Source organism: Candidatus Zixiibacteriota bacterium, assembly GCA_022865345.1.
GTDB lineage: Bacteria > Zixibacteria > MSB-5A5 > MSB-5A5 > RBG-16-43-9 > RBG-16-43-9.
Genome location: JALHSU010000030.1, coordinates 1 through 8,097, shown reverse-complemented (window position 1 = coordinate 8,097; position 8,097 = coordinate 1). Strand labels below are relative to the sequence as shown.

The 8,097-nt window shown below is 43.1% G+C and carries 9 protein-coding genes; all 9 read left to right on the top strand.

The genetic code is table 11. The features are described from left to right. Positions 1-255 precede the first annotated feature (255 nt). Positions 256-717, top strand: a complete 462-nt coding sequence (locus tag MUP17_01380; GenBank protein MCJ7457627.1) for an Hsp20/alpha crystallin family protein — start codon at positions 256-258, stop codon at positions 715-717. A gap of 709 nt (positions 718-1,426) precedes the next feature. Continuing rightward, complete coding sequence (dnaK, locus tag MUP17_01375) at positions 1,427-3,322, top strand: molecular chaperone DnaK (GenBank protein ID MCJ7457626.1); 1,896 nt, start codon at positions 1,427-1,429, stop codon at positions 3,320-3,322. A gap of 49 nt (positions 3,323-3,371) precedes the next feature. Further along, positions 3,372-3,620: a DNA-directed RNA polymerase subunit omega gene (locus tag MUP17_01370; protein ID MCJ7457625.1), complete on the top strand. Its 249-nt coding sequence runs from the start codon at positions 3,372-3,374 to the stop codon at positions 3,618-3,620. An 11-nt stretch (positions 3,621-3,631) separates the two neighbouring features. Further along, positions 3,632-3,910, top strand: coding sequence for a zinc ribbon domain-containing protein (locus MUP17_01365; protein ID MCJ7457624.1), 279 nt, complete (start codon positions 3,632-3,634; stop codon positions 3,908-3,910). Positions 3,911-4,031: 121 nt separating this feature from the next. Next, positions 4,032-4,967 carry an SEC-C domain-containing protein gene (locus MUP17_01360; protein MCJ7457623.1) on the top strand — a complete coding sequence of 312 codons (936 nt, stop codon included), beginning with the start codon at positions 4,032-4,034 and terminating at the stop codon, positions 4,965-4,967. A gap of 343 nt (positions 4,968-5,310) precedes the next feature. Further along, complete coding sequence (locus tag MUP17_01355) at positions 5,311-5,895, top strand: tetratricopeptide repeat protein (protein ID MCJ7457622.1); 585 nt, start codon at positions 5,311-5,313, stop codon at positions 5,893-5,895. Positions 5,896-6,394: 499 nt separating this feature from the next. Further along, positions 6,395-6,841, top strand: a complete 447-nt coding sequence (gene dtd, locus MUP17_01350; GenBank protein MCJ7457621.1) for a D-aminoacyl-tRNA deacylase — start codon at positions 6,395-6,397, stop codon at positions 6,839-6,841. Between the two features lie 217 nt (positions 6,842-7,058). Beyond that, positions 7,059-7,655: a Maf family protein gene (locus MUP17_01345; GenBank protein ID MCJ7457620.1), complete on the top strand. Its 597-nt coding sequence runs from the start codon at positions 7,059-7,061 to the stop codon at positions 7,653-7,655. Between the two features lie 11 nt (positions 7,656-7,666). Beyond that, a partial coding sequence (locus MUP17_01340; protein MCJ7457619.1) for a helix-turn-helix domain-containing protein occupies positions 7,667-8,097 on the top strand: 431 nt, incomplete at its 3' end.

The following is an 8,097-nucleotide window of genomic DNA, read 5'->3' as shown; positions in this document are numbered from 1 at the left end:
TCATAATGTCATTCTGGCATTATCAATTTCTACAGGTCTAAGCTTCAGTAAGGTTAACCTATTGTGAAATAATCACTTAATTAATATTTTATATTTTGGCACTGAACTTGCTTAATATATGAACAGATATGAAACAGGTAAGACGTAAGACGGTAGATGTGAGACGGAAGAAAAACAAGGAAGACGGGAGACGGAAGATGTTAGACGTTAGACGATAAAAAAAACCATCAACCAATTTAAACGAAAGGAGTGAGTATGATGGCTATTACAAGATGGAGACCTTTGAAAGAGATGGTCTCAGTCCAGGACGAGATGGGCAAGATGTTTGAGGATTTCTTTGGCAAGGGGATGCCAATGAGATGGATGGAAGAAGGGGATGGAATCTGGTCACCGAACGTGGATATGGCAGAGACCAAAGACGAGATAGTGTTGACTGCTGAGTTGCCCGGTTTCAAGAAAGAGGATATAAAGCTTTCAGTTGAGGATCATACCATCACTTTGAGCGGCGAAAAGAAGTCCGAATACGAGGAAGAGAAGAACGAAGAGAATTACTACCGGTTAGAAAGGAGATTTGGCAGCTTCACCAGGTCGTTTGCGCTTCCGACTCCGGTTCAGGCTGACAAGGTGAAAGCATCCTACAAGGATGGTGTTCTGAAAGTCACTTTGCCAAAGAGCGAAGAGGCTAAGAAAAAAGAGATTCAGATTAACGTCAGTTAAAGGTAGATGGAAATGGGAGAAAGGTAGACCTGCGTCGGGGGAGCGCGGGTCTACCGATTTCTTGTCATTCTGAGTCCGAGGGACGAAGAATCTGACAATTCAAAAAAAAGCGAGATTCTTCGGTCGTTCCGCCTTCGGCGGAGACTCCCTCAGAATGACAGGTCGTAGTGCGACTCTCATCCGAGAAAAGGAAAATGGAAAAAGGAAGATGGGAAAAGTAGCGAGGGGTAAGTAGAGAGGATCGAGGGAAATGAAATCCGGTAACCCCGCCTTGCCCTCAAGGCGGGTAAAGATGTGACCCTCTCCGTAACCCTCTCCCATAGAGGGAGAGGGAAAAAGAGACGCATGCGATGCGTCTCTACGAGCTTTGCTCTTTGTTGGTATCCTCACCAACAAAGGAAGATTGTTGGTCAGAGACCAACAATCAGCATTGCGGGTTCGATGAATCGAACCCATACATGCGAAATGGGTAGGGGCTTGATTTATCAAGACCTGTTACTGTGCCGAGCCTTAAAGGCTCGGCTGCGCGAGATCAATTTACGAAAAGGATTTACCCACGTTGCTAGCAACGTGGGTCTACCAGCTAATGCGGTAATCCCGCTTCTATGGATCCAAATTCGGACTTGCCCTCAAGGCGGGAAAATCAGCAGAAATATGAAAACAAACGCTTGACATTGAAGAAAAAATTGATATAATGAGAGGTTATAAAATGGCTAAAATAATAGGCATAGACTTAGGCACAACCAATTCCTGCGTGGCAATCATGGAGGGGAAGGACCCCAAGGTTATTCCCAATTCCGAAGGGATGCGGACCACTCCATCTGTAGTCGGATTCACCAAGTCAGGAGAAAGATTGGTTGGTCAGATAGCCAAAAGACAGGCTATTACTAACCCACAGAATACTGTGTATTCAATCAAACGATTTATGGGCAGAAAATATTCTGAGGTTCAGTCTGAGATCAAAACAGTTCCATACAAAGTCGTGGAAGGTTCGAACGGTGATGCGAGGGTTAGAATAGAAGACAGAGAGTATACTCCTCCAGAGATCTCCGCCATGATTTTGCAGAAGATGAGGCAGACGGCTGAGGATTACCTGGGAGAAAAAATCACCCAGGCGATCGTCACAGTGCCGGCTTACTTCAACGATTCCCAGCGCCAGGCAACCAAGGATGCCGGAAGAATAGCGGGTCTGGAAGTTTTGAGAATAATCAACGAGCCGACTGCAGCTTCCTTGGCTTATGGTCTGGATAAGAAAAAAGATGAGAAGATAGCGGTATTTGATTTGGGCGGCGGCACTTTCGATATCTCCGTCTTAGAAATCGGAGAAGGGGTATTTGAAGTCAGGTCAACTAATGGAGATACTCACTTAGGTGGGGATGATTTTGACAAAAGAATCATCGACTGGATGGTTTCTGAATTCAAAAAGCAGGAGGGGATCGATCTTTCGAAAGACCCAATGGCTTTGCAGAGATTAAAAGAAGCTGGTGAGAAGGCCAAGATGGAGCTTTCCACAACAATGGAGACAAACATTAACCTCCCATTTATAACTGCAGATGCCAACGGACCAAAACACCTGAATATGACTCTTTCCCGTGCAAAGTTAGAACAGTTGGTGGATGACCTGATCGAACGGACAATCGAGCCGGTAAGGAAAGCTTTAGCTGACGCCAAGCTTTCCGCAGACCAGATCGACGAGGTCGTCCTTGTGGGTGGAATGACCAGGATGCCCAAGGTTCAGGAAACAGTCAGAAAGCTTTTCGGCAAGGAACCGCATAAGGGAGTAAATCCGGATGAAGTGGTAGCAGTCGGGGCGGCAATTCAAGGAGCGGTTTTAGGCGGCGAGGTAAAAGACATAGTTTTGTTAGACGTAACTCCATTGTCCCTGGGAATCGAGACTTTGGGCGGAGTCTTCACCAAATTGATTGAGAGGAACACCACCATTCCAACCCGGAAAAGCGAAATCTTCACCACGGCCGAGGATAGCCAGACCTCTGTGGATATTCACGTGCTCCAGGGCGAAAGGGAGATGGCGATTGATAATAAGACCATAGGAAGGTTCCAGTTAGTTGGACTTCCTCCAGCACCCAGGGGGATTCCTCAGATCGAGGTCACGTTTGATATTGATGCTAACGGAATACTCAACGTGTCAGCCAAAGATAAAGCCACTGGAAAACAGCAGAGTATCAGAATAACCGCATCCAGCGGGCTTTCCGAGGCAGAGATTAAAAAAATGGTCAAAGATGCAGAGGTGCATTCGACTGAAGATAAAAAAAGAAGAGAAGAGGTCGACATTCGTAACCGGGCAGATCAACTGGTTTACGAGACCGAGAAAAGTCTGAAAGAATACGGGGACAGGCTGGATAGCGAGACAAAATCTAAAGTCGAATCAGCAGTAGGCAGGGTTAAGGAAGCTCTGAAGAAGAATGACATTCAGGAGATAAAATCGGCAACCGAATCTTTGACCACGGTCTGGCACGAGGCGGCATCTAAAATGTATCAAAAATCTACTTCCCAGGCTAATCCAGGAAGCCAGGACAAAAGTGAAGAGAAATCCGGAAAGGGAAAAGATAAGGCTGTAGATGCGGATTATGAGGTAGTCAACTGAAGAAGGTTGAATCCTTAAGAGAGTCTAATTAAACTAAGGGAGAAAACAGATGGATCAGAGTTCCGAAGATGATTTCAGGAAGTTCACAGCTAACCGTTTTGAGGCTGTCATCGTGGCGGCAAAGCACGCCAGGAGAAAAAATCAGATTTTGAACGATGAGGAAGCGTTAGCCCAAAGTGGGGAGGAAGCAAATAAACCCAGGATGGAAATGATTATCTCCTCAGCTTTGCAAGAAGTGGTGCAGGGAAAGGTCAAGTTTGAGCGGCCTAAGAATACGGAGAAAAAATTTGCCAAATGAGGAGCAGTGGGATGCCTACTTACGAATACAAATGTAGAAAATGCTCTTTCACTTTTGAAAGATTTCAGAAGATGACCGATGAGCCGGTAAAAACCTGTCCCAAATGCGGAGGAGAGGTGGAGAAGCTGATCTCCGCAGGAGGCGGGGTTATCTTCAAGGGTAGCGGATTTTATTCAACTGATTACCGGAGCGAATCATATAAAAAGAAAGAAAGGGAAGAAAGCGGTAGTTCGATCAAAGAAGATAAAAAGGAGAAAAGCAGCAGCAAAACAGAAACTAAATCTAAATGAAAAGGGGCTGGATTGAAGTGGCATTGATATAATAAAGGCGAGGAAAACTCGCCTTTTTTTAGATATCCTTTCGATTTCGTTAGTGCGGGAATTGGAATTCCCGCACGGAGTCTTTAAAGTTATGATTGGAAGATGCAAATTATGCGGTAAAAAAGGTGAAATAAGAGAAAGTCACATCATTCCAAAATTTGTTTATAAGTGGATGAAAGAAACTGGTAGCGGCTATATAAGAACAGCTATTAATCCTAACATGCGGTATCAGGATGGAACTAAGAAATATTTACTTTGCCAGGATTGTGAGAGTTTATTTAACAATGCCGAGACCTATTTCTCAAAAACTATATTTTATCCCTATCTGAATGAAGGAAGGCAGAAATTTAGCTATGACAAGAGGTTGATGTATTTTTTAGTTTCAGTTCTTTGGAGGATTTTGGTTAATGATCTACCTGGTTGTAAAAAGGAGAATTACCTATTTTTAAATCAATTAATAAAAGCAGAAGATGAATGGAGGAAATTTCTACTAGGACAAGGAGACCTTATTGTATTTTCAGAAATTCACTTATTTCTAACGGAATTGCTCATAAATAATAAGCAGCCAGTTGTTAATTTAAACCGATATCTGGTAAGGACTATTGATGCCACTGAAGTTTCGAATCAAGAATGTTGTGAATTATATGCAAAATTTTCCCGGTTTGTCATTTTTGGATTTGTAACTCCTTATGATAAAAGCAAGTGGATCAATACTAGAATTGTAAATGGTAATGGTGTTTTGGTAACTTCTCAAGAACTTCGTGACGAATCTATTGTTGCATTTTTAATTGATAGAGCAAGGGTTGCTTTCGAACCATTGCAACAAATAAGTAAAAAACAACAAGAAGTAATTAACGAATGTTTTATCAAAAATGCACCAAAAATATTGAAGTCTGATTTTGGAAAAGCTTTGGATGCTGATTTGTCTACTGAAATAGATCCTCATATTTTTTGGGAAAAGGTGGGAAGAAATGAGAAGTGCCCTTGTGGTAGTGGAAAAAAGTATAAATATTGTCATGGCAGATAATGTGTAATTGGTTCGGGAAATCCAATTCCCGAACCAACTAGAGGAGTATTATTGTAGCGCGAGGCTTTCAGCCTCGCAATGCGACCCTGAAAGGGTCGCGACGGTTTATGCAAAGATATGTCTCTCGGCCGTTAGCCAATGAGATTTTGAAAGGAAAATTCAGAGAAGGGGATAAGATTAAAGTTGACTTGAAAGGGGAGGAGATTATATTTAGCAAGGTTGGTTGAAAGGGTACGTCATTGCGAGGAGTCCATATGGACGACGAAGCAATCTTTAGATGATAAAAGGATTGCTTCGCCCTACGGGCTCGCAATGACATTTAAATAAAGAGGATACTAGGAGAATGAGAAAAGTAACTCTGTTAATCGGGATCATCTTCGGGATAGCAGTCTTAATGTCTAATTGCGCAAAAAAAAGCGAACAGGTTTTGAATCAGGAAGCGAAGAAAGCCTTAGAGGAGAAAAATTATAAAGAGGCAGTGAATATCTTCGACCAGCTTATTCGGGCTTATCCTAAAAGCCCGGATGCTCCTAAAGCCTATTTCAACCTGGGAATGGTATATTTTGGTAATTTAAATGACCAGAAAAAAGCTAAACAGGTCTGGGAAAAACTGGTAAGAAAATATCCGGGATTTGACCTGGAGAGGGAATTTTTTGCTTATGCTCAGGAAACCCAGGACCAGAAAGACCCACTACTGGCCATTAAAGTCTTCGAGGAGATTCTAAAATACTTTCCTGCAAGTTCTAACCGGGACAAGGCATCATTTTTAATAGGGTTTGTTTATTCCGAGCAGTTGAAGGATTATCCCAAGGCTAAAGAAGCCTTTGAGAAATTCATAAAGGAATATCCCCAGAGTGACCTGAAAGATGATGCGGAGTTTATGCTGAAGAATCTGGGAAAAGAGCCGGAGTTAGAGAAATCGAAGTGATTTCTAGTATCAAGGATAACAGCCTGACGTCGGGCTTGTAGTTGTGTAGCGGAAGGCCTCAAGGTCTTGAGACTTCAGCCTTCCATTTTTCTTTTAGCAGGGAATATGGAAACCTGAAGGTCTCCGCTACAAAAACCTCACCCTTTACATCTCCTTACATGGAGAGGTAAAATGATCGACCCACATTGAGGGCAATGTGGGTCTACCGAATACAAAAAAAGTGTGATGACCTCTGCTCAGGGCGGATGTTATCATCCGCCCACTCACCTGCTGGATGATAACATCCGGCAGGAGGAAGGGAGTTAGTGCTGTCAGGTGTTACCACCTCATAGCGAGTCAGCATTAGAATGGCGACAGGAGGTAACTCCTGTCACCACAGTCCAGTCGCTATAGTAAATACGTCGGAGGTAAAACCCGACGCTACTTTAAGAAAAGCTTTTTTTGTTGACAAATATGGATGTTTCTATTAATTATTCCTTAAACAGTTCAAGGAGTAATCTTGAAGGTTGTGCTGCAGAGGGTAAGGGAGGGTTCAGTTGAGGTTGAGGGAAAGATAGTCGGAGGGATAGGCAGAGGATTGGTTCTGCTGGTTGGGGCTACAGCAGGAGATAGCGAAAAGGAGGTTGGTTACTTAGCGGATAAATGTGCTAACTTACGGATCTTCGAGGATCAGGAGGGGAAGATGAACCTTTCGGTCCTGGAGGTTGGAGGGGAAATCCTGGTCATCTCTCAATTTACCTTGTACGGTGACACCAAAAAGGGAAGAAGACCAAGTTTCACTGAAGCGATGGAACCTAAAGAGGCAGAAAAGCTTTATCTGATATTCATAGATTATCTGAAAGAGAAAGGTCTGAGGGTTGAGCAAGGGATCTTCGGGGCTAAGATGCTGGTTAAGATTTTCAATGATGGTCCGGTGACTTTTATTTTAGATAGTAAGGAGAAATGATATTCGCAAGGGGTGGAGCTCACATCAACCCCTGCGTGATGTCATTCTGAGTCCGCAGGCCGTTAAAAGCCTTACGGCGGCTACGCCGGGCATTGCTCCTCGTAGAGACGAAGAATCTGTCGGACTTGACCTTGAAGGAGATTCTTCGGTCGTCCATTTGGACTCCCTCAGAATGACTAAGAAGAATGGATATAAATGGTGAATTAAAAGTGAAACTATGAGTTCTGATCTTACAAAACTTTTAAATGGGAAAAAATTCGTTTTAGGTTCCAGTTCTCCCCGACGAGCAGAGCTGTTGAGAAAAGCAGGGATAAATTTCGAGGTCGTAGTTCCGGAAAACATCAACGAAGAGCAGATCTCAGCTGACCCGGTTTCACATGTGTTAGGGCTTTCCAGGAAAAAGGCGGAGAGTGTAGCGAAAAGAGTAAAGGACAGTATAATTCTGGGAGCGGATACGATTGTGGTTTTAGATGGGGAGATCTTAGGCAAGCCGAAGGATTCGGATGAAGCCTTTAAAATGCTGAAGAAATTAAGCGGCATGGAGCATGAGGTTTATACCGGCATCTCGCTTGTGGATAAGGACAAGGGAAGAGTCTTAAGCGGTTATCAGCTCACTAAAGTAAAATTCAACCAGCTAAAGGATAAAGAAATAAAAGATTACATTGACACAGGCGAGTCTTTAGATAAAGCCGGTGCTTATGGGATTCAAGGGATGGGGAATTTCCTGGTGGAGAAAATCGAGGGGGACCTGGATAACGTCATCGGTCTGCCCTTGAGAAAGCTAGAGGAGCTTTTGATAAAAATCAGAAACTAAGCGAGGGGGAATTGGAAAACTTAGGTTCATTCCTCAAGGAGAAGAGGAAAGCAAAAGGGTTAAGCTTAGAGCAGGTCTCAGAGGAGATACGGATAAAGCTGTCTTACCTTGAAGCTTTAGAAGAGGAGAAGTATGAGCTTCTGCCTGCGCCGCTTTACAAAAAGATTTTTCTCAAAGCCTATGCAGATTACCTGGGCTTGAATTTTGAAGAGATTTTAAATAAGCTCTCAGTTGAGGGATCAAAAGTCAGGGAAAAAGAAGACACTTTTTCTGCACCTCCAGTCAAAAAAGAGGTGCAAGCAACAGAGCAAGTAACCATAAGAAAAGGAAAAACAAATTATAATTCCTGGTTGGTGCTGGCCGGTATATTATTAGGAGTAATAATTATTTTGTTATTTATAATGCATCAACAGATCTATAAGTATGATAAAGACACCAAAAT

Coding starts and splice junctions, on each gene's coding strand:
- MUP17_01345 (MCJ7457620.1), top strand. CDS start 7,059: ATGAGTTCTGATCTTACAAAACTTTTAAATGGGAAAAAATTCGTTTTA.
- MUP17_01370 (MCJ7457625.1), top strand. CDS start 3,372: ATGGATCAGAGTTCCGAAGATGATTTCAGGAAGTTCACAGCTAACCGT.
- MUP17_01365 (MCJ7457624.1), top strand. CDS start 3,632: ATGCCTACTTACGAATACAAATGTAGAAAATGCTCTTTCACTTTTGAA.
- MUP17_01380 (MCJ7457627.1), top strand. CDS start 256: ATGATGGCTATTACAAGATGGAGACCTTTGAAAGAGATGGTCTCAGTC.
- dnaK (MCJ7457626.1), top strand. CDS start 1,427: ATGGCTAAAATAATAGGCATAGACTTAGGCACAACCAATTCCTGCGTG.
- MUP17_01355 (MCJ7457622.1), top strand. CDS start 5,311: ATGAGAAAAGTAACTCTGTTAATCGGGATCATCTTCGGGATAGCAGTC.
- MUP17_01360 (MCJ7457623.1), top strand. CDS start 4,032: ATGATTGGAAGATGCAAATTATGCGGTAAAAAAGGTGAAATAAGAGAA.